The organism is Erwinia sp. 009765445 (genome assembly GCF_058137865.1).
Map to the genome: position 1 here is coordinate 118,420 of NZ_JBYUWC010000014.1, position 21,642 is coordinate 140,061.

A 21,642-nucleotide genomic window follows, 5' to 3' on the forward strand; every position below is an offset into this window, starting at 1 on the left:
GGGAGAGGAACCGGCCTTAGCGACGAACGGCAATCGCTTCGATTTCGATTTTCACATCTTTCGGCAGGCGCGCCACTTCCACGCAGGAGCGCGCAGGGAAGCTGGCGTTGTGCTCGGTAAAGAATGCTTCATAAGCGGCGTTCACCGTGGCGAAATCGTTCAGGTCCTTCACGAACACGGTGGTTTTGGCGATATCGCCCACTTTCAGTCCGGCTGCTTCCACAATCGCTTTCACGTTGGCGAGAGACTGACGGGCCTGGGCGGTCACATCTTCGGCCACTGCGCCTGTTTTAGGATCGACCGGGATCTGGCCGGAAGTGATGATCATGCTGCCAAGATCGACGCCCTGTACGTAAGGACCGATGGCGGCTGGTGCGTTTTCGGTGCTGATTTCGCGATACATAATTTCTCCATGTTAACGGGGTGCAACGGCCCATTATAGGCCGCTGAGTCCTGATTACCAGCTTGCCAGTACCACGTGATGGGCAAACTCTTTCTCACAGTATTTGCACTTTAAGTGCACGTCATTATTACGCTTTTTCACCGCGAAGCTGGAGTTCACCGGCTCGCTGCGGCTGATGCAGTTGCTGTTTGGACATGTCAGCACGCGCTCGATATTGTCCGGCAGCGTCGGGGCAATTTTGCCCACCACATCGTAATTATCAATGCGGTTAACCGTGGCGTGCGGGGCATAGACCGCCAGCTGATTGATCTGATCGTCAGTCAGAAAGGTGTTTTCAATCTTGATCAGATCCTTGCGTCCCAGCTCGCCGGAAGGCAGGTTCAGGCCGATGGTGATGCGCTGATCGGTTTCCGTCAGGCGAAACAGCGACAGCAGCTTAAAGCCAATCTGTGCCGGGATGTGGTCGATAACCGTGCCGCGTTTAATCGCTTCTACCTGCAGTTTATTGTCTTGAGTCATCGTCAGTTCCTCTACAGATCCATTTCGCTGAGTACCAGTGCCAGAATTGCCTGGCGCGCATAGATGCCGTTACCGGCCTGCTGGAAGTACCAGGCGTACGGCGTTTTATCGACGTCGGGGGTGATTTCATCGATACGTGGCAGCGGGTGCAGCACCTTCATGGTTTCGCGGGCACCCTCAAGGTCGGCCGCTCGCAGAATAAATTGCGCCTTCACATTGGCGTATTCGGACGGGTCCAGACGCTCTTTCTGTACGCGGGTCATGTACAGAATATCCACCTGTGGGATCACCTCTTCGATGCTGTCGTGACGGCTCCAGGCAATGCCTTTTTCGTCCAGCATATCGGTGATGTAGGCAGGCATTGCAAGCGCATCCGGAGCGATAAACATAAAGCGGTTGCCGTCGAACTTCGCCAGCGCCTGCGCCAGAGAGTGCACGGTACGGCCATATTTCAGATCACCGACCATGGCGATATTCAGGTTGCTCAGGCGGCCCTGGGTTTCGCGGAAGGTGAACAGATCGAGCAGGGTCTGAGTGGGATGCTGGTTAGCCCCGTCACCGGCGTTAAAGATTGGCACATCGGTGGAGAATTCCGTCGCCAGTCGCGCAGCTCCTTCCTGTGGATGGCGCATGACGATGGCATCCACATAGGTGCTGATCACCGAGATGGTGTCTGCCAGCGTTTCGCCTTTCTTGCCCAGAGAAGTGTTGCTGCCGTCTGCAAAACCCACCACGGAAGCCCCGAGGCGATGCATCGCCGTTTCGAAGGACAGTCGGGTTCGCGTTGAGGCTTCAAAGAAGCAGCTGGCCACCACGATGTGTTTTAACAGCTCCGGCTGCGGATTGGCTTTCAGGCTGGCGGCAGTGTTCAGCACCAGCTCCAGCTCCGCACGATCGAGATCGTTAATCGAAATAATATGTTTTTTATACAGCGGGTTCGCCATCTTCTCTCTCCTCAGCCCCGTGACTTGCAAACGGACAAAAAAAAAGCCCCTCATTGAGGGGCTTTTTTTTATGATCGGTGACGCCAGGTAAGGAAAAACGGTGCTGCCCGCCTGCGTTGAGGCGCGTCTGGACGACAATGTCAGCAGTGTTTAACAACATACTTCCTCCCGGCAAACGGGGGGGATTATACGCATTTACTGGCCTGCGGCAAGGAAAAATCACCCGCAGAGTAATCGTTTGCCGGCCGTTAATCAGACAGCTTTGCCAGCGTTGCCACCATCACCGCTTTAATGGTGTGCATGCGGTTTTCAGCCTGATCGAACACCACGCTGTGTGTGGATTCGAACACTTCATCCGTCACTTCCATGCCGCCATGCAGATCGTATTGTTCGGCCATCTGATGGCCCAGCGTGGTCTGCTCGTCATGGAATGCCGGCAGGCAGTGCAGGAATTTAACCTGCGGGTTGCCGGTCAGTTCAAGCATCGCGCTGTTCACCTGGTAAGGACGCAGCAGGGCAATACGTTCCTGCCAGACTTCCTTCGGTTCGCCCATCGACACCCAGACATCGGTATAAATGAAATCAGCCCCGTTCACGCCTTCGGCAATATCTTCGGTCAGGGTAATTTTGCCACCGGTTTTCTCCGCCGCCAGACGACATTCGGCAACCAGCTCCGCGTCCGGCCAGCAGCCTTTCGGCGCAACCAGGCGCAGATCGAGGCCAACCAGCGCGGCGGCTTCCATCATAGTGTTGCCCATGTTGTTGTGCGCGTCGCCCACATAGGCAAACGTCATCTCGCTGAAGGCTTTCTCCGGCAGATGCTCCTGCATGGTCAGCAGATCGGCCAGCAGCTGGGTAGGGTGAAACTCATTGGTCAGGCCGTTCCACACCGGTACACCGGCGTGTTCCGCCAGTGACTCAACCAGCACCTGCCCGTGACCGCGATACTGAATACCGTCATACATCCGGCCCAGCACCCGCGCGGTATCTTTCATCGACTCTTTATGGCCAATCTGGCTGCCGCTCGGGCCGAGATAGGTGACGTTAGCGCCCTGATCGTATGCGGCAACTTCGAAAGAGCATCGGGTACGGGTCGAGTCTTTTTCGAAGATGAGCGCGATGTTCTTGCCTTTCAGGTGCTGAATTTCCTCGCCATTTTTTTTATTAGTCTTGAGCGTGGCGGCCAGCGCCAGCAAAGCAGTGATTTCTGCGGGGGTAAAATCGATCAGCCTGAGAAAGTGGCGTTGATGTAACTGACTCATAAAGCACTCCGGGTGGGTTATTTTTGAATTAAAATTCAATTTAACCGTATGAATATGCATTTTCAACCCCGACGCACAGAAACTTTTGTATAAAGGTAGTGACGGGAAGGGCACTGTGGGAAAATAGCGTCCAGAGATGCCACACACAGAGGAACGGATCATGGCAAATGAAGCATTGCTGGAAGAGCAGCGTGAAGAGACGCGGCTGATTATTGAAGAGCTGTTGGATGATGGCAGTGACCCGGACGCGCTCTATACCATCGAACACCACCTCTCCTGCGACAGTTTCGACGCGCTGGAAAAGGCGGCGGTAGAAGCGTTCAAAATGGGTTACGAAGTGACCGAGCCGGAAGAGCTGGAGCTGGAAGATGGCAGCAAAGTGATGTGCTGCGACATTCTTAGCGAAGCGGCGCTGAACGCCGAGCTGATCGACGCGCAGGTTGAGCAACTGGTCGATCTGGCTGGCAAGTTCAACGTCGATTACGACGGTTGGGGTACTTATTTCGAAGATCCGGATGCCGAAGATGAAGACGAAGACGGCGAGTACATCGACGAAGAGGATGATGGCACCCGCCATTAATCGTTGCTGAGCGACCCAGGGGGCGGAATTTTTCCGCCCGTGTCGGTGGAAATCCTTCCGTCCGGCTCCTTATTTGCCCAAAATTTTACTCTTTTTTCCTCTTTCTACGGATTGCCTGACCGCATGAATACCGATCTTCTTCTCGCACCCGTTCACTCTTTTCTGCATTGCCGCACGCCTCAGGCGTGGATCGACGAGGCCCGCAAGCCGGAAAATCTGCCATTGCTGCTGACGGATCATCTGGTCTGTGAGCTGAAAGCGGCCCAGACCGCCATGTGGCTGATCCGCAAATACGTGGCGGAGAAAGAGAGCGGTGATGCGTTGCTGGCGTGGCTGAAGCCGTGGGTGCAGTTTATTCACAGCAAGAATGCCGACCTGACTTTTCTGGAGCAGCATAAAGGGCTGTCGAAAGCGGTGATCGGCCGGGCTGATGTGGAGTATGGCGACGCGCTGGTGGATAAAATGGTGCTGCTGATCAAAGAAGAGCTGCACCACTTTTATCAGGTGCTGGAGATTATGCAGGCGCGTAACATCCCCTATATCAAAATTACCGCCAGTCGTTATGCCAAAGGGCTGCTGCGTGAGGTGACTACCCACGAGCCGCAAACGCTGGTGGATAAGCTGATTTGTGGTGCCTACATTGAGGCTCGCTCCTGTGAGCGTTTTGCCAGCCTGGCGCCTTGTCTGGATGACGAACTGGCCTCCTTTTACCTTTCGCTGCTGCGTTCCGAGGCCCGCCACTATCAGGATTATCTGGCTCTGGCCGCACAGGTTGCTCCGGGGGATATTGCCCATCGGGTGAGGAAAATTGGTGAGACGGAAGCGAAGTTGATCTCTGAGCCGGATAATGAGCTGCGCTTTCACAGCGGTGTTCCGGCGTGGTGAGTTCTTCTTAATTTTTCTGTTTTAGTGTTATTAAAAAGAGTAACACTTCACCTTCCAGTTAACATTAATTCTATTTTCTAAACGCACATTATTTAATTTGCGCAGCGGATCACAATTGTCAAATATGGCTTTTGTGCCTGAATCTGCATTGTGTATATTTCTGACTGAACATCAGGATTGTTACCTCGGGCAAAACCTGATCCACAAAACTTAGTTATCTGACTGAGTTTTTGGATCGGTTTTTTTTGTATTAAAAAAAGTCCCGTTCCGCTATGCCATTAAAGAGTCCCGTAGACAATCTTCTTTAAGAATTATGCTCTGCACTCCTGACGTGCATTGCTGCTTTTTTTACAGGGAATACTCAATGAAAAATAGGATCGTTTTATTTATTACGTTCTCAATATTTCTCTCAGGAATGCCCGCCTGGGCGGTTAATTTATCCACTGGCAAATCTCAGGAAGTTAATGCGTTTTTTAATAATACGCATCTGGATCTGAGCCTGCGTAATCACTGGAAATACCTGAAGGAAAATGAGGCGCAGCCCACCACGGTGCATAATGCCTGGGGCCAGGCGGCGAATGTGAATCTGCAATCCGGTTATCTGTGGAATGTGATTGGCTTTGATGCCACCTACACTCGGGCAGTCCGGTTGGGGGCGAGTGATTATTTCTCCACTCGTGGCCTGCTGTATAACCAGGGCGAGGGCATGGACAAAAAGAATGCCCATGGCTTCAGCAAATTCGGCCAGCGCTACGTCAAAGTGAAGCTGGGGGATCAAACGCTGGGCATGCAGGCGAAAGCAGGCTGGCAGGAGCTGAAAAACTTCGGTGTTCTGACCCTGACTAACCGTTTATCGCGTAACAGTTACTCCGGCTACAGTGGCACCTTTAACTGGCAGGATCTCCGGCTGGATGCGGCTTATGTGACGCGGGCCATCCGCCATGACTCGCCGGAAAATCTGCATCTGCAGACGAATGACAAGCGGAACATTGAGTCAATTTTCACCAGTGGCGTGTTCTACAAAGGCCTGGACGGTCAGTTCGTTTACGGCTATGGCGAGGCAAAGGATTATCTCCGTCGGCAGCTGATTGAAACGGGTTACCAACTGGCCCCGGAATGGCGTATATCTTCACAGATCCATGGCAGCCAGGCGCTGGAAAAGTATAAATCCATGGCGGCCAGTAAAAGAGAGTTCGATCATGATGCCTGGCATTACGTGGGGGAAGCCCGCTGGCAGAATAATGGCTGGACGCAGCGAATGGCGCTGGCCTGGACTTCGGCTGCAAAGAAAAATGCCGTAGGCTATTATGCCAGACCCATTACCAAAAATACCCGGGGACGGTTTAATGCCATGACCTCGGCCGGTAAAGATTATATGCGTGACAAAGAACTGGCGCTCGTCTCTTATACCGAATATGAAATTACCAAAGGGCTGGCCAGCGGAATTCAGCTCAATTATGGGCAGTTTAATTATAAAAATAATACAGTTCGCTCCGGAGAAGTGACCTGGCTTAATCGCTGGCAGCCTTCCCATCCCAGCCTGAAAAATCTTTCTGTTGCTGCTCAGCTTGGCTATGGCTGGTCTTATAAAAATAATAAGGAAACGCCGCTGCTGAATGCAGAGGGGAAATATATGCGATCGCCCAGCCTTTCCTCCGAGGTGACCATTGATTATAAATTTGGTTTGTTCAATTAAAAAGTAACCCCTGGCCGGGGTGGGACCGCTTGTTATCGGGCCGACTGGTGGCCTGCGCCAGGTGCAGAACGGTTTATAGCGTCCGCAACATGGTCACTTCGCAATCCACGTGCCCGGTGCAGCCCATCGGGCCGTCGATATGTTCAAAGCCCAGATGCTCATACAGACGAATGGCGCGGGTCAGTGAGGCGGTCGTTTCAAGGTAGCAGCGTTTGAAGCCACGCTCGCGGGCGAAGTCCATCGCCTGCATTGCCAGCTCTCTCGCCATTCCCATGCCACGGATGGCAGGCATAAAGTACATCTTCTGCAGCTCACAGATATCCTCTTCGCTGCACAGTAGCGGGGCCACGCCGCCGCCGCCAACGATCACCCCATCCAGTTCCACCACCCAGTAAGCGCTGTCTGGCTCGCTGTAGAGTTCGAACAGATGATCGAGGTTGGGATCGGCTACGGTAAAGCCTTTATCCGCAGTCAGGCCAAACTCAGCGGAAACCTCGCGGATCACTCTGGCGATATGCGGGTTATCAGCGGATTGTACCGGGCGTACCCGCAAAGATGTTTCTGTGATGTTTGTCATAGCTGTGCCGTTTTAGTCTGCCTGGAAAGCAGTGTAATAACATTGTGCGCGTGGGGATGCAATCTTCCACTGTTCAGGCCATTAACTATTGCAATCCGGTGATAAAAAAAGGCCCGGCGAGAAGCTCTCAGCCGGGCCTTGTTGCGTGGTGATGACTGCTTACAGTGCTTTGATCACCGCCTGCTGTTCAATCAGTTTCACTTTTGCCTGTTCGAACCCGGCCATGCGCTCACGCTCTTTCGCCACTACGGCTTCTGGCGCGCGGGAAACAAAACCTTCGTTAGACAGCTTGCTTTCGATCTTACCGATTTCCACTTCCAGCTTCGCCACTTCCTTCGCCAGACGCTCCAGCTCGGCAGACTTATCCACCAGGTCGGCCATCGGGATCAGCAGCTCGGCACCGTCGATAATCTTGGTGACGGAAACCGGACCTTTGTCGTCCGCAGCCAGACAGGTGATGCTCTCCAGGCGGGCCAGCGATTTGAGGAAGCTGTGGTTGTCGTTCACACGACGCACCACTTCCGAACTTGCGCCACGCAGCAGCACATCCAGCGGTTTGGCAGGAGAAAGGTTCATCTCCGCGCGGATGTTACGCACGGCAACGATAGCCTGCTTCAGCCACTCGGTATCGCTGAGCGCTGCTTCATCCACTTTCGCGGTTTCATAAGCTGGCATCGGCTGCAGCATGATGGTGTCGTCAGTGATGCCTTTTAACACTTTAACGCGCTGCCAGATGGTTTCCGTGATAAACGGAATGATCGGATGCGCCAGGCGCAGCAGAGCTTCCAGCACTTCAACCAGCGTGTTGCGAGTGCCGCGCAGCTCCGCTTCGGATCCGCCGTTCATCACCGGCTTGGCCAGCTCCAGGTACCAGTCGCAGAACTGATTCCAGGTGAACTCATACAGAATGTTGGCGGCAATATCGAAACGATAGCTGTCCAGCGCTTCACGCCAGGCTTTCACCGTCTGGTTGAACTCGGCACGGATCCAGCGATCGGCCAGTGACAGCACCATTTCGCCGCCGTTCTGTCCGCAATCCTGGTCTTCGGTGTTCATCAGCACAAAGCGGCTGGCGTTCCACAGCTTGTTACAGAAGTTGCGGTAACCTTCCAGGCGCTTCATGTCCCAGTTGATGTCGCGGCCGGTCGAGGCCAGTGCCGCCAGCGTAAAGCGCAGCGCATCGGTGCCGTGCGGCTCAATACCGTTCGGGAACTGTTTCTCGGTACGCTTGCGGATTTTCTCCGCCAGCTGTGGTTGCATCATGTTGCCGGTGCGTTTCTCCAGCAGGTCTTCCAGTGAGATGCCGTCCACCATATCCAGCGGATCGATGACGTTACCTTTCGATTTCGACATCTTCTGGCCTTCCTCATCGCGGATCAGGCCGGTCATATAGACGGTCTTGAACGGCACCTGAGGCTTGCCGTCTTCATCCTTGATGAAGTGCATGGTCAGCATGATCATGCGGGCAATCCAGAAGAAGATGATGTCGAAGCCACTCACCAGCACGCTGGTCGGGTGGAAGGTGCTCAGATCCGGCGTTTTTTCTGGCCAGCCCAGCGTGGAGAAAGTCCACAGACCTGAGGAGAACCAGGTGTCCAGCACGTCTTCGTCCTGGTTCAGCACCACACCGGCAGCCAGGTTATTCTCGGCACGCACTTCTTCTTCGGTACGGCCAACGTAGACGTTGCCTTCGGCATCGTACCAGGCCGGGATACGGTGACCCCACCACAGCTGGCGGGAAATACACCAGTCCTGAATATCACGCATCCAGGAGAAGTACATGTTTTCGTACTGCTTCGGCACAAACTGGATATCGCCCTGCTCAACGGCTTCCACCGCCACTTTGGCCAGCGGAGCGGTACGCACGTACCACTGGTCGGTCAGCATTGGCTCGATAACCACACCGCCACGGTCGCCGTAAGGCACGGTCAGGTCGTGTGGCTTCACTTCTTCCAGCAGGCCCAGCGCATCGACTGCAGCCACGATAGCTTTACGCGCAGCGAAGCGCTCCAGATTCTGGAACTCCGCCGGGATTGCCGCATCGTAAACGTCAGACTCTTCGCCGTTGCAGTCATAAACCTGCGCCAGGTCGCGGATGTCACCGTCGAAGGTCAGAATATTGATCATCGGCAATTTGTGACGACGGCCGACTTCATAGTCGTTGAAGTCATGCGCCGGAGTGATTTTCACGCAGCCGGTGCCTTTCTCCATATCCGCGTGTTCGTCGCCGACGATCGGAATGCGGCGGTCAACAAATGGCAGAACAACGAACTTGCCAATCAGGTCTTTGTAACGCGGATCTTCCGGGTTGACGGCCACGCCGGTATCACCGAGCACGGTTTCCGGACGGGTGGTCGCCACCACCAGGTAATCTTTGCCATCGGCAGTTTTAGCGCTGTCGGCCAGCGGATAGCGGATGTGCCACATTGAGCCTTTGGACTCGCGGTTTTCCACTTCCAGATCGGAGATGGCGGTGCGCAGTTTAGGATCCCAGTTCACCAGGCGCTTGCCACGGTAAATCAGGTTCTCTTTGTACAGGCGCACAAACACTTCTTTTACCGCATTGGAGAGGCCTTCATCCATGGTGAAGCGCTCACGCTCCCAGTCCACGGAGTTGCCCAGACGACGCATCTGGCGGGTAATGGTGCCGCCGGATTCCGCCTTCCATTGCCAGATTTTTTCGATAAACGCATCGCGGCCGTAGTCCTTGCGTGTTTTGCCTTCTTCGGCGGCAATTTTGCGTTCGACCACCATCTGGGTGGCGATACCCGCATGGTCAGTTCCCGCCTGCCACAGGGTGTTTTTTCCCTGCATGCGCTGGTAACGGATCATGGTGTCCATGATGGTCTGCTGGAAGGCGTGACCCATATGCAAGCTGCCGGTGACGTTCGGCGGCGGGATCATGATGCAGAAGCTTTCCTGGCTGGTGTCGCCATTTGGCTTGAAGTAGCCCTGCTGCTCCCAGTGCTCGTAAAGCGGCTGCTCGATATCTTGCGGGTTATATGTCTTTTCCATGTCTGCTATGTCGTTGGGGGCGTCGGCGTTGCCGTATTCAAGTGGAATCCAACGCTGCGATACGCTTTATAGCGGTCGCGCGCCAGCTGTTTCAAAGATTCTTCATAAGGCACGAAGTCTATCACTTCATGGAAAGCGGTGGCAAAATCTGCAAACTGCGGCAGCAGGCTGATCAGCAAATCTCGCGGAGCATTGCCCCTGCGCTGCGGCCAGGCCAGCTCGACCGGCGCACCGTATTTTGGCCCTTCGCCTGCCAGATTGTGCGGCACAAAAGCACTGGCAGGCCGCTGCCATAAGGCTTCATCCAGGCGGACAGCCTGCGCTTCATCTTCGCAGGCTATCAGCACTCGCTTCCCCTCGCGCCAGCGCGCTTCTGCCAGGTCGCACACCAGCGCCTCAAGGGCGCTGATGCCGTCAACCGGAGTGTCGGTTTCCAGCAGATAGAAGGTGGCGTTTTTCATCGGTTAATCGTCGCCGTTCAGACCGGCACGGTTCAGCAGGAACTGTGACAGCAGGGCAACCGGACGCCCGGTGGCGCCTTTGGCCTTGCCGGAACGCCAGGCGGTACCGGCAATATCCAGATGCGCCCAGTTATACTTACGGGCAAAGCGCGCCAGGAAGCAGGCTGCGGTAATCGCACCGCCAGGACGGCCGCCAATGTTCGCCATATCGGCAAAATTAGAGTCCAGCTGCTCCTGATACTCATCCGCCATCGGCAGACGCCACGCGCGGTCACCCGCCTGCTCAGACGCGCCAATCAGCTCGTGCGCCAGTGGGTTATGGTTCGACATCAGTCCGCTGATGTGATGGCCCAGCGCAATCACGCAGGCACCGGTCAGGGTGGCGATATCGATCACCACGTCCGGATCGAAACGCTCCACGTAGGTCAGGGCATCACACAGCACCAGACGGCCTTCCGCATCGGTATTCAGCACTTCAACGGTCTGTCCGGACATGGTGGTCAGCACATCGCCTGGACGGTAAGCGCGGCCACCCGGCATGTTCTCACAACCCGCCAGCACGCCAACCACGTTCAGTGGCAGGTTCAGCTCGGCGACCATGCGCATCACGCCATAGACAGAAGCAGCACCGCACATATCGTATTTCATCTCGTCCATGGCTTCGCCAGGCTTGAGAGAGATACCACCGGTGTCAAAAGTGACGCCCTTACCGACCAGCACAATAGGCTTGCTCCCGGCGTCCGGGTCACCTTTATATTCAATCACCGACATCAGCGATTCGTTCTGCGATCCCTGGCCGACGGCCAGGTAGGCATTCATGCCCAGCTCTTTCATCTGCTGCTCGCCAATCACGCGGGTGGTGATGTTCTTGCTGTAGGCATCCGCCAGCTGACGAGCCTGGGAAGCCAGATAGGCGGCGTTACAGATGTTTGGTGGCATATTGCCCAAATCTTTCGCGGCTTTGACCCCTGCGGCCACGGCCAGACCGTGCTGGATAGCACGTTCACCGCTGGTCAGTTCACGGCGGGTCGGCACGTTGAACACCATCTTACGCAGCGGACGGCGCGGTTCGATTTTGTTGCTTTTCAGCTGATCGAAGCTGTAAAGGGTCTCTTTTGAGGTTTCCACTGCCTGGCGAACTTTCCAGTAAGTGTTACGACCTTTTACATGCAGTTCGGTCAGGAAGCAGACGGCTTCCATTGAGCCGGTATCATTAAGGGTGTTGATGGTTTTTTGGATGACCTGCTTATACTGACGTTCATCCAGCTCACGCTCTTTTCCGCATCCGATGAGCAAAATACGCTCAGAGAGGATATTTGGCACATGATGCAGCAGCAAAGTCTGCCCGACCTTGCCTTCCAGTTCGCCGCGGCGCAGCAGGGCGCTGATGTAGCCATCGCTGATTTTATCCAGCTGTTCAGCAATCGGTGACAGCCTGCGCGGTTCAAACACGCCAACCACGATACAGGCACTGCGCTGTTTTTCCGGGCTACCGCTTTTTACACTGAACTCCATGCACTCTCCTGAATCTTAAAGACAACGGCGCTTGCTGCGGCTAGAATGTAGCGCTTATTGACCGCATAATGCCGGGGCAACACGCCGTTAGCGTAATGATAACGGGCGTCAGATTTCGTTTTGGTGATGTCCTGAAACAGGGATTAAAAATTTTTTTGCATCACCAGAACGCGATTGTTGTCATACTAGTTTAGCTATGACGAGGGCCATTGATGAGAAAAAATGGCGTATAAGCGATGAAACTAGCGATTTTCCTGCAAAAAGACAAGTTTTCACAGGCGTACTCAGCGTGATCATCATTAGATATCTGGTTAGGGAAACGCTCAAAAGCCAGCTGGCAATCCTCTTTATCCTGCTACTGATCTTCTTTTGTCAGAAGTTAGTCAGGATTTTAGGTGCCGCGGCGGATGGCGAAATTCCAACAAATTTAGTACTGACATTATTGGGCCTGGGCATTTCAGAGATGGCGCAGCTAATTCTGCCACTCAGCCTGTTTTTAGCGATTTTGATGACCCTCGGCCGCCTGTACACCGAGAGTGAAATCACCGTGATGCATGCCTGCGGCTTAAGTAAAGCCGTACTGGTGAAAGCGGCGATGGTGCTGATGCTGTTTACTGCCGTGGTGGCGGCGGCTAACGTCGCCTGGCTGGGGCCGTGGTCGGCGCGTTACCAGAACGAGGTGACGAAAAACGCCAAGGCCAATCCGGGCGCAGCGGCGCTGGCGGCGGGGCAGTTCCAGCAGTCTGGCGACGGTCAGTCGGTGATGTTTATTGAAAACGTTAAGGGCAACAATTTCGGCAATGTCTTCCTGGCGCAGCTGCGGCCGAAGGGCAATGCCCGCCCGTCGGTGGTGCTGGCAGATAAAGGCCATATGACCCAGCGTGCGGACGGTTCTCAGATCGTGACCCTGGATAAGGGAACTCGCTTTGAGGGGACGGCAATGCTGCGCGACTTCCGCATTACCGACTTCGAGAACTATCAGGCGATTATCGGCCATCAGGAAGTGGTGCTGGATCCGAACGACGCCGAGCAAATGAATTTCAGTTCACTGATGCACTCCAAAAAGCCGGACTTTGCCAGCGAGTTGCACTGGCGCTTTACGCTGGTGTTCTCAGTGCTGGTGATGGCGCTGATGGTCGTGCCGCTGAGCGTGGTCAACCCACGTCAGGGCCGCGTGCTGTCGATGCTGCCCGCTATGCTGCTTTATCTGGTCTTCTTCCTGCTGCAAAGCTCGCTGCGCTCCAGTGGTTCGAAAGGTCGCCTCGATCCGGCTATCTGGATGTGGGTGGTGAACATTGGGTATCTGGCGCTGGCGGTGATACTTAACCTGTGGGATACGGTGCCGGTGAGGCGTATTCGCGCCCGCTTTACACGCGGAGGATCCGTCTGATGTTTGGCGTACTCGACAGATACATCGGTAAAACTATCTTTAACACCATCATGGCGACGCTGTTCATGCTGGTGTCGCTGTCCGGCATTATCAAGTTTGTCGACCAGCTGCGTAAAACCGGCCAGGGTGAATACACCGCGCTGGGTGCCGGGTTGTACACCATCCTTAGCGTGCCAAAAGATATCGAGATCTTCTTCCCGATGGCGGCGCTGTTAGGCGCTCTGCTGGGGCTGGGTGCTCTGGCGCAGCGCAGCGAGCTGGTGGTGATGCAGGCTTCCGGCTTCACCCGTATGCAGATTGCTGCCTCGGTGATGAAAACCGCGATCCCGCTGGTGCTACTGACTATGGCCATCGGCGAGTTTGTGGCGCCGCAGGGCGAGCAGATGGCGCGTAACTATCGTGCCCAGCAGCTGGTTGGCGGTTCGCTGCTCTCTACACAGAACGGCTTGTGGGCGAAGGACGGCGATAACTTTATCTTTATCGAGCGGCTGAAAGACAACAGCGAGCTGGGCGGTATCAGCATCTACAGCTTCAATAAAGAGCGCCGTTTACAGTCCGTGCGTTATGCTGCTTCGGCTACCTACAATGCTGAAAAGAAAGAGTGGGATTTGTCAGAAGTGGATCAGTCTGACCTGACCGACCCCAAACAGGTTTCTGGCAGCCAGATGCTGACCGGCGAATGGAAAACCACGCTGACGCCGGACAAGCTTGGCGTGGTGGCGCTGGACCCGGACGCGCTGTCGATCAGCGGCCTGTATAACTACACCAAATATCTCAAGCAGAGTGGGCAGGTTTCTGGCCGCTATCAGCTGAACATGTGGAGCAAAATCTTCCAGCCGCTGTCGGTGGCGGTGATGATGCTGATGGCGCTGTCGTTTATCTTCGGGCCGCTGCGCAGCGTGTCGATGGGGATGAGGGTGGTGACCGGGATCAGCTTTGGCTTCCTGTTCTACGTGCTTGATCAGATCTTTGGCCCGTTGAGCCTGGTTTATAATATTCCGCCGGTACTGGGTGCGTTACTGCCAAGCGCCGCGTTCTTTGCTATCAGCGTCTATATGCTGCTGAAGCGGAGATAAGCGCTGGAGTATGCAATCTGTTGATGAAGCAATAATGAACATCAGGTTTCTGCAGCTGTAGCGGCGTGAGTTTCAGGCCAATAAAAGACCCCGCCATCTGGCGGGGTCTTTGTTTTTACAGGGTGTTGATCAGAAGTGGTAGTTAACACCTGCGATGCCGCTGTAGTCGGTGCGGAAAGTGCCGCCAAAGCTGCTTCTGGCTTTCACCTCCAGCGACCATTTATCCACTATCTTACCTTCGGCTCCCACATGCACGCGGTAACGGTTATCCGATAACGAACCGAATTTACGGCGGGACTGGCTGTCTGACAGCGTCAGGCTGGAACCGGCTTTGCCCGGTGAATACTGATATTCAATACCCGCCGTCACCATCACATCAGGATTGCTGCTCCACAGGCCACGCTTCTTCACTTCCATACCGGCGGTGGCGAAGTAAGGCGTACTGGAGCTGAGGTCAACCTGTGCGCTGTCGCTCTTCAGCCCGAAGCCAGACAGGTAGCCGCCACTCAGGCCAACGTACGGTGAGATAAACAGCGAGCCGCGATCGGCAGTGAACTGATAGCCGCTTTTAACACTTCCGGCCAGGATATGGCTGTTCGCTTTACCGTGGTGAATGTCCAACACCGGATCGAAAGTCAGATCCTGGCTGAGGTGCATATAGCGGGCGGCGGCATCAACAAACCAGCCTGCCGGGAATGACCAGGAGTAGTCAGCGCCCACGCTCGCCAGGTGGTGAGTTTCCTGCCCGTTACCTTTGGTGGTGCCCTGGGTGTATCCGGCATTGAAGCCGAACATCTGCTGCCCCTGCACTGCGTCCCAGCCGAGGTTCAGAGACTGCTGGTTCACCTCAAACCCTTCGAAACTCCCTTTATTCTGCTCGATCGATACCCACTCACCGTTTTTCTCCGGTGCGTTGCGCAGCAGTGAAGCACGGCCATGCAGCTGGCTCATCGCTTCGCTGAAGACATACTGGCGGGAGGCCAGCAACGCGCGAGTGTCGCGGATCAGCGGTTTGTTGTCCTCGATGGTAAACCAGCCCGAAGGTTTGCCACTGGTCGGGTCAACCGGCGTTTCAGGTTTTGCTGCTTCTTCTGGCGTTGCTGCTTCAGCCTGAGTCTCAGGTTCAACTGGTGTTTCCGGCGTTGCAGGGACTTCAGGTTCAGCTGGCGTCTCAGGCTCTGTTGGTGTTGCCGGATCTGCAGGCGTATCAGGTTCCGCAGGGAGTTCTGGTTCGGCCCCGGCGTTATGAGCCAGCACCCATTGCACGCGATCGTCTTTTTCAATCACCTGGTAGTCCGGGGTATACAGGCTGAAGCCCCGCGCAACCGACGGCACGGTAAAGTAATCGTGAGCAGTACCGGCAGGCGCATCAAGCAGCACAATGTCATTCAGCAGCTTTACTGATTCATCAGCAGCGGTCAGTACGCTGATATCCAGAGTGTTGCTGCTGCCTGTCGCCGAGTTCTTGATCGTCACTTTGTCACCCAGTTCGCTCGCCGGAGAGGCGGCCAGGCTGATACTCAGCCCTGTGGCATCCAGCGAGTCGACAGTGAACTGAGTGGGGGACCAGGTTGTGCCTTCAGCCGCCAGTAAAGAAATACCGGAACCAGAAAGTGCTTTTAAAGAACTGACGCTGCTGTTGCCGGTAAGCTGCCAGTACGCGCCGGAATCCATGGTCATGGTGCTGGTGGTCAAAGTGTTGATTGAGCCGTCGTAATTTACTTTACCCAGATACAGGCTGGCATTATCACCCAGCGTAATATCGCCGGAAACGGTGCTGGCAGCCAGCGCGGCAAGTTCAGTTGCACTGCGTACTGGCTGGCTGCAGTTAGTGGTATCGGTGTTAATTACCGCATAACAGCGCCAGATTTTCTCAGCATCTGAAGCGCTGGAGTTATAGCCCAGCATCACACGCGAGGAGTCTTCTGCGGTGATATCCGCCTGAACCTGAGCGTATTCGCCGACCTGCAGAGTGCTGCCTGATCCTGTTGAAATCTGGTTTGCACTGAACACTGCCGTTGCCCAGTCGTCATTAATGATTACGCCCTTAGCGTGAGGGATCGGCTGGCCCGAGAGTAAAACCGTTCCCTGCGATACATTGAGATTGCCATTCAGGTTCATTCCCCCGGTTAACGCGGTCATGGCCGCGGAGCCCGCAGCATTCACATTGACGTTCAGCACGCCGCTGCTGTCGCTGTCACCCAAAAAGCCGCGAAACACTGTCTTGTTCAGTTGTGCCAGACGATAATCGATTGCCGCATCAGCATCAGTACCTAAATAGGTCCAGGTCGCGGTGCTGCTTTTATCAGTAGGAAATACCAGTAGGAAGACTTGTTGAGCTGAAAATACTCTGTGTTTTTGGTATAGGGGTTGGGATAAATAGAAATCGACCCAACGGTTCCCTTCGGGTTGCTCCCGCTGAATTTCTGGAACGGCACGTCTGCGCTGCTGTAACCAGTCAGATTCAGCGTAGCGGCTGTCGCCGTATTGTGGTTAACCAACATGGCACCGCTGTCGGAGTGATTGATCTGTTTAAATGATAAGTCATTACCATTGAGATCGAGCTTGCCGCCCCGGTAACCAAAGAAGATATTCCCGGTGGCAACCTGATCAGCATCGTTCAGGATAACTGTCGGACGACCGCTGACTAAGGTCACTGAAGAGAAAGCCTGTTTATTGCCATCAGCGTCGGCTTGCTGGTCCAGTACCACTGTGCCGTCACCGGTATTCAGGCTGCCCTGATTGATCCCGCGGGCATTAATCTGCAGCGTGCCTTCTCCGATTTTATGTAGCGCATCATCTGCCAGACCGTTGACCTGCCACAGAACGGTCTTGTCCGCATCGACTTCAATACCGCCACCCACCCAGGTACTGTTGGCTCCGTCGGCTGATTTCACCTGATAATTATTTGAGAACTGCAGTTTTCCTGCGCCCATGTTCACGGCGTCGGTCAGGATTATCTGACCGCCGTCGCCGTTAAATCTCAGATCTTTGGTGGCATCCAGTTCTTCACTGGAGGCTGCAGAAGGAGCGGAGTTTTTATAATTCTCTGCTAACCCCTGCCAGGACCATGATGTTTCTCCCTGCAAAACAGACGTTGGAGACCATTGCAATTCTCCTTTCTCTGCACTGTCGGTGACATCGGCAGAGGTATTCGCTGCCAAAATATTAGCTATGTAGTTGTCAGGAATATATTCAGCCCCGGAAACTTTTCGGTAGATACCATTATTTGAAATCGAAGCATGATGAACGCCAACGATTTTCCATTTCTGATCCATTTCGTCCCAGGCGAATACAGGGCTGCCACTGTCACCTCCCATAGTGCCGATGGAAAGTGGCGAGGTCAGCAGGTCGTCCGGGCCGTAATTCTGATAGCGGAGCGTGCCGGAAGCAAAGTTAATCCCTGCTGCGTTAATTGTTCCTCCCGTCTTCCATTCATAGGCCCCGGCCAGCGTGATCTCCTCTGTGAGGGCATCATTCACCTGGCTTTGCGTACCTGCGCCCACGCGAACATAAGCGCTGTAACGGGAAATATCGCCTTTTCTGATCTCCGTTTTATTGACCGATGCAGCCGGGACGGCATCAGTGACCACTTTACTCAGGCGGGGAAGATGAAAATCAATGTCTGAAATAGTGGAGTCATTGCGGTTAATCAGTTTATAAGTGGCGGCATATTTAGCTCCGTTGCCAAAACTTACGCTTTGATAACCTGTATTATGTCGTACGCTTGCAACGTAGGAGGGTGAGACCAGCGTGGAGTATCCCCCCGTCACCACCATGCCAAAATCCGGCATTGAAAAATTCAGGTAACCGGAAAGAGAACCATCGGTTTTGTAAACCGGGATTTGTTCTGCACCAACGGTATATTTCCCAAGGTTTTCAGCGTAATCCCGGTAGTCCTGAACCGAAATGTCATGACGCATAATACCGGCGTAAGACGTCGCGCAGACAAAAACAGTGCAATAGCACACAGCCGTTTTCTTTCTCATAATAGTCTTCCCTAACAATCATTCCATTTTTGCTGTGTAAGTTGAAATTATGTCTTAAAATTCACTGTTATTAACAATTTATAGCCATTAATAGCGTGCATTAAAATCGATTTTGGTCGTGCTGTAAATGCAATTATTGGAATTTCAGAAGGTGTAATATCCGCGGCATTTATTCGTTATTTCTTAAATATGTCAGAGAAATATTTTTCCAGAGTTCCCTGCCGGCATGTAAACCAATGTTGTTACGATTAAGAGGACTGAGTTACCTGAGTTATGGCGACTTGTGCGGATTTATGATAACCCATTACTTTAGCGACAGAGGTGGTATTGCCGTTTGGTTGTGATTATCACTGGTACTAAAAATATCTGTTGTGCTCTTTTTTTTTATAATAATTTAACATTATAATTTTGTTTCTTTACTGATTGCATTGATAAAATTCAGCCAGTCAGGCTGCCTCTGTAATAATTATTTTATTTATTACAGGATTAACTGGTGTTTAAATTTAACAAAGTGATCCAGATTTAAAATCATTGCCACATTAATAATTCATGCTCTGCCTTAAATTATTTGCTGAAAATTAGGTATTTTATCAGTCTGGTCTATGCTTAGTTAATCGACGTCATATACATGATTTGATTTTTTCCGCAGAAATTACGTTAAGCGCACCGCTTAAGGAGCCGCTATGGCAGGCAAAAACCAGTTGCCTGGATCACAAAATGTTAGTGAGCACTTGCTACCTGTTATGGAAGAGCGTGCCAGCATTTCTTCTGAGCGCATAGTGGACAGTCGCATACGCATAGTACGGTCAACCGCCTCTGCTGAGCAGTTGCTGGAAACGGAGCTGGCAAGGGAAGAAGTCAGTATTGAGCATATTGCCAGAAATCAACTGGTTGACAATGATTACAACGCTGAAGTGCGTTACGAAGGCGATAATTTAATTATCCCGGTCATTGAGGAACAGGTTGAAATAATCCGGCGTAAGGTTCTGAAAGAAGAAATTTATATTCGTAAGATCCGAAAAAGTGAACCTTTTCAACAAACGGTCACATTGCGCAGTCAGGAGGTCAATATCAGCAGAGAGAAAACCAAACCTTAAACCCTGTTAAGAGGAATCAGTTATGTCACATGAAAAAATTGTCACTGCCTTCAGAGAGGAACAGCAGGCCCAGGTGGCAAAAGAGAAACTGATCGCAGAAGGTATTGCCGAAAAAAATATCGATATCATTGCCGGTAACAGACTGCAGGTGGAAGATAAAGAGATCCGCCATCCCAGCTTCTGGCAGAGGATATTTGGCGATGACGTGGACGATAATTATGCCAGTGAATACAACAGGGCGCTGCAAACAGGCGGTGTTCTGCTGACCGTACGCGCCTCGAAAGAAGAAGCGGGTAATATCGAGATGTTGCTGAATGAGTACTCCAGTGATTACTCGACCTATGCACCAGGCTCAGCAGATCGCGATTTTATGGGTGAAACCGACGACAGATTTGGCTCACAGGAACCGCTGCTTAACGAAGCCGCTCCGCTGATGCCTGAAGCTGCGCCGGATGAAACGCTGCCGGTGAGGGATGAACTGGTCGAAATGGATGCTGAGAGGATCCCGGCAGGAACCGATCGTGAAGCGCTGAAACTGGCTGAAGAACAAATTGAGATAGGGAAGCGTCAGGTCAGTGATGGTGTGGTTCGCCTGCGTCGTTATACCGTTGAAGATCCGGTGGCTGAGGATATCTCGCTGTACGATCAGCATGCTGAAGTCTTCCGCAATGCCGTCGATGAACCAGCCTATCTGAACGATGTGGACTGGTCAGAGAAAACTATCGAGGTGGAAGAGTCGCATGAAGTCCCAACGGTAAATAAAACTGCCCACATCAAAGAAGAAGTGGGTGTGCGTGCAGAAGGTAACGAGCGGGTAGAAACCGTAAAAGACAGCGTCCGCCGTCAGGAAGTGAAAGTTGAGAAAGATGGCGTGTTCACCAAAGAAGACGATCTGGCGCATCACGATCATTAACACGCCAGAACAGGCTATCCCGCACGGGTCCATTCGATCAATGCGGGAAGCTGCGAAAGCAGATATAAAATCAGGCCGATAACGCCGCCCACCACCGTGCCGTTGATGCGGATGCGCTGTAAATCCTTACCGATATTCAGCTCAACCTGATGCGACATATCCCGCGCGTCCCAGCTTTTCACCGTATCGCTGATATGGCGACTGAGGAAAGCTGAGAACTCAGGCGCGGCGCTGGTGGCGGCTTCTTCCATATGCTGGTTCAGCGATGCCCGTAGCTGCGCATCCTGCATCAGTGTTTCCCCCAGCCACAGCCCGGCCTCGCTCACCTTCGCGTGCAGCACCGAATCTTGCTTATCCAGATCCTCTTTTAACCAGCCGCGCAGATCGCCCCACAGCTGGCTGATATAGGTGTTCAGCGCTTCATCCTGCTTGAGATAATCTTTAATCTCTTCCGCCTTCAGCTGCATCTCCGGATCTTCCCGCAACCTGCCGATCAGCCGCTGTACCGCACGGTTAAAGCCCTGCCGCAGCTCGTGCGTGCCATCCTGCTCAATATCGTTAAGAATCGACTTCACCGCATTCGCTGCCAGTTCGGCGCTCTTGTCACCGACCCATTCGGTTGGCAGCATTTTCTCTTTGATCGGATGCTCGCGCTTCAGCCAGCGGATCACCTGCTGGGCGATAAACTCGTGAGTGCCGGGTTTATTCACCAGGTGCAGCAGCTGGCTGATGGCGTCATCCAGCAGCGCCTGATGACGGTTATTTTTGGTCAGGCTCTCCAGCACCATCGCCGCCGACTGCGACAGATCGACCTTATCAATGGCTTTATGAATGGCTCGACGCATAAAGGCCTGGATACGCTGGTCATCGGCCAGATCCAGAAAACCACGAACGATCTTCAGCAGATAGCCGCTGAGCTTTGCCGCATTGATCGGCATGCTCAGCCAGTTGGCAATGATCTGCGCCGGATCGTGGCGGCGGATCAGCGTCAGCAGGGATTCGGTGTTAAGAAATTTATCCTGCACGAACAGCGCCAGGTTATCGGCGATGCGATCCTTGTTGCGGGGAATGATCGCCGTATGGCGACCAACCAGCGGGATCGGCACGCGACGAAACAGGGCGCTGACTGCAAACCAGTCAGCCAGCGCGCCAACCATCGAGGCTTCTGAGACGGCCTTCAGGCCGTTAACCCAGATGCTGGAGGGGAACCACAGGGGGTAAAGTATGGTGGCGATAAACAGCGCCGCCGCGCCGCAAAGCAGCAGCAGCGGCAGGCGTTTGGCCTTTAACAGTTCAGTTTCTTTATCCATCCTGTCAGTG

The 21,642-nt window shown here is 53.7% G+C and carries 19 protein-coding genes; 7 read left to right on the plus strand and 12 right to left on the minus strand.

All coding sequences use genetic code 11. The features are described 5' to 3' along the window. Positions 1-16 precede the first annotated feature (16 nt). The 5 genes from ridA to argF all read right to left on the minus strand — a co-directional run bounded on the left by ridA (position 17) and on the right by argF (position 3,128). Positions 17-403: a 2-iminobutanoate/2-iminopropanoate deaminase gene (gene ridA / locus AC3Y5R_RS16455; RefSeq protein WP_489922216.1), complete on the minus strand. Its 387-nt coding sequence runs from the start codon at positions 401-403 to the stop codon at positions 17-19. Positions 404-457: 54 nt separating this feature from the next. Beyond that, a complete protein-coding gene (gene pyrI, locus AC3Y5R_RS16460; protein WP_158782110.1) occupies positions 458-922 on the minus strand; it encodes an aspartate carbamoyltransferase regulatory subunit in 465 nt (154 codons plus the stop codon). Between the two features lie 11 nt (positions 923-933). Beyond that, positions 934-1,866, minus strand: coding sequence for an aspartate carbamoyltransferase (gene pyrB / locus AC3Y5R_RS16465; RefSeq protein ID WP_489922217.1), 933 nt, complete (start codon positions 1,864-1,866; stop codon positions 934-936). Next, a complete protein-coding gene (locus AC3Y5R_RS16470; RefSeq protein ID WP_489922218.1) occupies positions 1,847-2,026 on the minus strand; it encodes a hypothetical protein in 180 nt (59 codons plus the stop codon). The genes pyrB and AC3Y5R_RS16470 overlap by 20 nt, the downstream gene beginning before the upstream one ends. 88 nt (positions 2,027-2,114) lie before the next feature. Further along, a complete protein-coding gene (gene argF, locus AC3Y5R_RS16475; protein WP_489922219.1) occupies positions 2,115-3,128 on the minus strand; it encodes an ornithine carbamoyltransferase in 1,014 nt (337 codons plus the stop codon). A 160-nt stretch (positions 3,129-3,288) separates the two neighbouring features. Between argF and rraB the strand changes: the two genes are divergently transcribed. The 3 genes from rraB (at position 3,289) to AC3Y5R_RS16490 (ending at position 6,289) form a co-directional block, all read left to right on the plus strand. After that, complete coding sequence (gene rraB / locus AC3Y5R_RS16480; RefSeq protein WP_158782114.1) at positions 3,289-3,708, plus strand: ribonuclease E inhibitor RraB; 420 nt, start codon at positions 3,289-3,291, stop codon at positions 3,706-3,708. A gap of 123 nt (positions 3,709-3,831) precedes the next feature. After that, complete coding sequence (gene miaE / locus AC3Y5R_RS16485) at positions 3,832-4,593, plus strand: tRNA isopentenyl-2-thiomethyl-A-37 hydroxylase MiaE (RefSeq protein WP_489922220.1); 762 nt, start codon at positions 3,832-3,834, stop codon at positions 4,591-4,593. A 364-nt stretch (positions 4,594-4,957) separates the two neighbouring features. Then, the gene (locus tag AC3Y5R_RS16490) at positions 4,958-6,289 is read left to right on the plus strand and encodes a hypothetical protein (protein ID WP_489922221.1); all 1,332 of its coding nucleotides are present in this window, start codon (positions 4,958-4,960) and stop codon (positions 6,287-6,289) included. Positions 6,290-6,362: 73 nt separating this feature from the next. On the opposite strand, the gene AC3Y5R_RS16495 is transcribed toward AC3Y5R_RS16490, so the two are convergent. The 4 genes from AC3Y5R_RS16495 to pepA form a co-directional block, all read right to left on the minus strand. Continuing rightward, entirely contained in the window at positions 6,363-6,866 is a 504-nt protein-coding gene (locus AC3Y5R_RS16495) for a GNAT family N-acetyltransferase (protein WP_489922222.1), read from the minus strand. Positions 6,867-7,025: 159 nt separating this feature from the next. Continuing rightward, the gene (locus tag AC3Y5R_RS16500; RefSeq protein ID WP_489922223.1) at positions 7,026-9,881 is read right to left on the minus strand and encodes a valine--tRNA ligase; all 2,856 of its coding nucleotides are present in this window, start codon (positions 9,879-9,881) and stop codon (positions 7,026-7,028) included. A 5-nt stretch (positions 9,882-9,886) separates the two neighbouring features. Continuing rightward, complete coding sequence (locus AC3Y5R_RS16505) at positions 9,887-10,342, minus strand: DNA polymerase III subunit chi (RefSeq protein ID WP_489922224.1); 456 nt, start codon at positions 10,340-10,342, stop codon at positions 9,887-9,889. Positions 10,343-10,345: 3 nt separating this feature from the next. After that, positions 10,346-11,857: a leucyl aminopeptidase gene (pepA, locus tag AC3Y5R_RS16510; RefSeq protein WP_158782121.1), complete on the minus strand. Its 1,512-nt coding sequence runs from the start codon at positions 11,855-11,857 to the stop codon at positions 10,346-10,348. Positions 11,858-12,146: 289 nt separating this feature from the next. Between pepA and lptF the strand changes: the two genes are divergently transcribed. Both lptF and lptG read left to right on the plus strand, forming a co-directional pair. Then, positions 12,147-13,247 carry an LPS export ABC transporter permease LptF gene (gene lptF / locus AC3Y5R_RS16515; RefSeq protein WP_489922225.1) on the plus strand — a complete coding sequence of 367 codons (1,101 nt, stop codon included), beginning with the start codon at positions 12,147-12,149 and terminating at the stop codon, positions 13,245-13,247. Continuing rightward, on the plus strand, positions 13,247-14,323 hold the full coding sequence (gene lptG, locus AC3Y5R_RS16520; RefSeq protein ID WP_489922226.1) for an LPS export ABC transporter permease LptG: 1,077 nt from the start codon (positions 13,247-13,249) through the stop codon (positions 14,321-14,323). Before lptF ends, lptG begins: the two co-directional genes overlap by 1 nt. 129 nt (positions 14,324-14,452) lie before the next feature. On the opposite strand, the gene AC3Y5R_RS16525 is transcribed toward lptG, so the two are convergent. Then, entirely contained in the window at positions 14,453-16,543 is a 2,091-nt protein-coding gene (locus AC3Y5R_RS16525) for an autotransporter outer membrane beta-barrel domain-containing protein (protein ID WP_489922227.1), read from the minus strand. A gap of 53 nt (positions 16,544-16,596) precedes the next feature. Beyond that, the gene (locus tag AC3Y5R_RS16530) at positions 16,597-18,312 is read right to left on the minus strand and encodes a S6 family peptidase (protein WP_489922228.1); all 1,716 of its coding nucleotides are present in this window, start codon (positions 18,310-18,312) and stop codon (positions 16,597-16,599) included. Positions 18,313-18,995: 683 nt separating this feature from the next. Here AC3Y5R_RS16530 and AC3Y5R_RS16535 point away from each other — a divergent pair. Both AC3Y5R_RS16535 and AC3Y5R_RS16540 read left to right on the plus strand, forming a co-directional pair. Further along, positions 18,996-19,409, plus strand: coding sequence for a DUF2382 domain-containing protein (locus AC3Y5R_RS16535; protein WP_489922229.1), 414 nt, complete (start codon positions 18,996-18,998; stop codon positions 19,407-19,409). Between the two features lie 22 nt (positions 19,410-19,431). Further along, positions 19,432-20,322 (plus strand): YsnF/AvaK domain-containing protein, encoded by an 891-nt coding sequence (locus tag AC3Y5R_RS16540; protein ID WP_489922230.1) that lies wholly within the window; start codon positions 19,432-19,434, stop codon positions 20,320-20,322. A gap of 14 nt (positions 20,323-20,336) precedes the next feature. On the opposite strand, the gene AC3Y5R_RS16545 is transcribed toward AC3Y5R_RS16540, so the two are convergent. Further along, on the minus strand, positions 20,337-21,632 hold the full coding sequence (locus AC3Y5R_RS16545) for a DUF445 domain-containing protein (protein ID WP_489922231.1): 1,296 nt from the start codon (positions 21,630-21,632) through the stop codon (positions 20,337-20,339). Positions 21,633-21,642 lie beyond the last annotated feature (10 nt).

Excerpts from the sequence above, each read along its gene's own strand:
- miaE (WP_489922220.1), top strand. The coding sequence starts at position 3,832 with ATGAATACCGATCTTCTTCTCGCACCCGTTCACTCTTTTCTGCATTGC.
- AC3Y5R_RS16500 (WP_489922223.1), bottom strand. The coding sequence starts at position 9,881 with ATGGAAAAGACATATAACCCGCAAGATATCGAGCAGCCGCTTTACGAG.
- AC3Y5R_RS16535 (WP_489922229.1), top strand. The coding sequence starts at position 18,996 with ATGGCAGGCAAAAACCAGTTGCCTGGATCACAAAATGTTAGTGAGCAC.
- AC3Y5R_RS16530 (WP_489922228.1), bottom strand. The coding sequence starts at position 18,312 with ATGAGAAAGAAAACGGCTGTGTGCTATTGCACTGTTTTTGTCTGCGCG.
- argF (WP_489922219.1), bottom strand. The coding sequence starts at position 3,128 with ATGAGTCAGTTACATCAACGCCACTTTCTCAGGCTGATCGATTTTACC.
- rraB (WP_158782114.1), top strand. The coding sequence starts at position 3,289 with ATGGCAAATGAAGCATTGCTGGAAGAGCAGCGTGAAGAGACGCGGCTG.
- AC3Y5R_RS16505 (WP_489922224.1), bottom strand. The coding sequence starts at position 10,342 with ATGAAAAACGCCACCTTCTATCTGCTGGAAACCGACACTCCGGTTGAC.
- pepA (WP_158782121.1), bottom strand. The coding sequence starts at position 11,857 with ATGGAGTTCAGTGTAAAAAGCGGTAGCCCGGAAAAACAGCGCAGTGCC.
- pyrB (WP_489922217.1), bottom strand. The coding sequence starts at position 1,866 with ATGGCGAACCCGCTGTATAAAAAACATATTATTTCGATTAACGATCTC.
- AC3Y5R_RS16470 (WP_489922218.1), bottom strand. The coding sequence starts at position 2,026 with ATGTTGTTAAACACTGCTGACATTGTCGTCCAGACGCGCCTCAACGCA.
- ridA (WP_489922216.1), bottom strand. The coding sequence starts at position 403 with ATGTATCGCGAAATCAGCACCGAAAACGCACCAGCCGCCATCGGTCCT.
- pyrI (WP_158782110.1), bottom strand. The coding sequence starts at position 922 with ATGACTCAAGACAATAAACTGCAGGTAGAAGCGATTAAACGCGGCACG.
- lptG (WP_489922226.1), top strand. The coding sequence starts at position 13,247 with ATGTTTGGCGTACTCGACAGATACATCGGTAAAACTATCTTTAACACC.
- AC3Y5R_RS16495 (WP_489922222.1), bottom strand. The coding sequence starts at position 6,866 with ATGACAAACATCACAGAAACATCTTTGCGGGTACGCCCGGTACAATCC.
- AC3Y5R_RS16490 (WP_489922221.1), top strand. The coding sequence starts at position 4,958 with ATGAAAAATAGGATCGTTTTATTTATTACGTTCTCAATATTTCTCTCA.
- AC3Y5R_RS16540 (WP_489922230.1), top strand. The coding sequence starts at position 19,432 with ATGTCACATGAAAAAATTGTCACTGCCTTCAGAGAGGAACAGCAGGCC.
- AC3Y5R_RS16545 (WP_489922231.1), bottom strand. The coding sequence starts at position 21,632 with ATGGATAAAGAAACTGAACTGTTAAAGGCCAAACGCCTGCCGCTGCTG.